Origin of the sequence: Paraburkholderia unamae (assembly GCF_003268775.1) — a bacterium.
In the GTDB taxonomy this organism is placed as follows: Bacteria; Pseudomonadota; Gammaproteobacteria; order Burkholderiales; family Burkholderiaceae; genus Paraburkholderia; species Paraburkholderia unamae.
This window is the reverse complement of sequence record NZ_QLSU01000069.1, coordinates 1-1,875: the sequence shown is the minus strand read 5'-3', so window position 1 is coordinate 1,875 and position 1,875 is coordinate 1. Positions and strand designations below refer to the sequence as shown.

2 protein-coding genes are annotated in these 1,875 nt (G+C 63.9%); both read left to right on the top strand.

What is annotated here, in order from left to right; genetic code table 11:
• Window positions 1-942, top strand: a 942-nt coding sequence (locus C7401_RS44155; RefSeq protein WP_112178358.1) for an acetaldehyde dehydrogenase (acetylating), incomplete at its 5' end; no start/stop codon positions are given.
• A 4-nt stretch (window positions 943-946) separates the two neighbouring features.
• On the top strand, window positions 947-1,875 hold a 929-nt coding region (dmpG, locus tag C7401_RS44150; protein ID WP_112178357.1), incomplete at its 3' end, for a 4-hydroxy-2-oxovalerate aldolase.

Genomic DNA, 1,875 nt, shown 5'->3' with positions numbered 1-1,875 from the left:
GAAAAACTCAAGGCCGCGATCATCGGCTCCGGCAATATCGGCACGGACCTGATGATCAAGATCATGCGCAACAGCCAGCATCTGGAGATGGCGGCGATGGTCGGCATCGACCCGAACTCCGATGGCTTGGCACGCGCCGCGCGCCTGGGCGTGGCGACCACACATGAAGGCGTGGAAGGGCTCACGCGTTTGCCGGTGTTCAACGACATCGACTTCGTGTTCGACGCCACTTCCGCCGGTGCGCACGTGAAGAACGATGCGCTGCTGCGCAAGCTCAAGCCCCCGATCCGCGTGATCGACCTCACGCCCGCGGCCATTGGCCCGTACTGCGTGCCGGTCGTGAACCTCGACGCGCATATCGATGCACCCAACGTCAACATGGTCACGTGCGGCGGGCAGGCCACGATTCCGATGGTCGCGGCCGTCTCGCGCGTGGCGAAGGTGCATTACGCGGAAATCGTCGCCTCGATCAGCAGCAAGTCGGCGGGGCCCGGCACGCGCGCGAACATCGACGAGTTCACTGAAACGACGTCGAAGGCCATCGAAGTGGTGGGCGGCGCTGCAAAGGGCAAGGCTATCATCGTGCTGAATCCTGCCGAGCCGCCGGTGATGATGCGCGACACCGTGTACACGCTCTCGGAGATGGCCGACCGCGAGAAGGTCGAGCAGTCGATCGAGGAAATGGTCGCTAAGGTGCACGCCTACGTGCCGGGTTATCGCCTGAAGCAGAAGGTCCAGTTCGACGAGATTCCCGCGAACGCGCCGCTCAACATTCCGGGCCTCGGCAAGTTCAGCGGCCTGAAGACTTCGGTGTTCCTCGAAGTGGAAGGCGCAGCGCACTATCTGCCCGCTTACGCAGGCAATCTCGACATCATGACTTCCGCCGCGCTCGCCACCGCCGAACGCATGGCGCAAACGCTTCTGAGCATGCAAGGAGCCTAAGGCGATGACCAACCCGAGCAAGAAACTCTACATCTCCGACGTGACGCTGCGCGACGGCAGCCACGCGATTCGCCACCAGTATTCGATCCAGAACGTGCAGGACATCGCCCGCGCGCTGGACAAGGCGAAGGTGGACAGCATCGAGGTCGCGCACGGCGACGGGCTGCAAGGCTCCAGCTTCAACTACGGCTTCGGCGCGCACAGCGACCTCGAATGGATCGAGGCCGTGGCCGACGTGGTCAAGCACGCGCAGATCGCTACGCTTTTGCTGCCGGGCATCGGCACGATTCACGACCTGAAGGCCGCGTACAACGCGGGCGCGCGCATCGTGCGCGTGGCCACGCACTGCACCGAAGCCGACATTTCGAAGCAGCACATCGAATACGCGCGCGAACTCGGCATGGACACCGTGGGCTTCCTGATGATGAGCCACATGACCACGCCGGACAACCTCGCGGTCGAAGCGAAGAAGATGGAAAGCTACGGCGCGACCTGCATCTACGTGGTGGACTCGGGCGGCGCGCTCACGATGAACGATGTGCGTGACCGCTTCCGCGCCGTCAAACAAGTGCTCAAGCCCGAAACGCAAACGGGCATGCACGCGCACCACAATCTCTCGCTGGGCGTGGCGAACTCGATCGTGGCCGTGGAAGAAGGTTGCGACCGCATCGATGCGTCGCTCGCGGGCATGGGCGCGGGTGCGGGCAACGCGCCGCTCGAAGTGTTCATCGGCGCGGCCGAGCGCATGGGCTGGAACCACGGCACGGACCTCTACACGCTGATGGACGCCGCCGACGACATCGTGCGTCCGCTCCAGGACCGCCCGGTGCGCGTGGACCGCGAAACGCTGGCGCTCGGTTATGCGGGCGTGTATTCGAGCTTCCTGCGTCACTCGGAAGTGGCCGCGAAGAAGTATGACCTGAAGACGGTGGA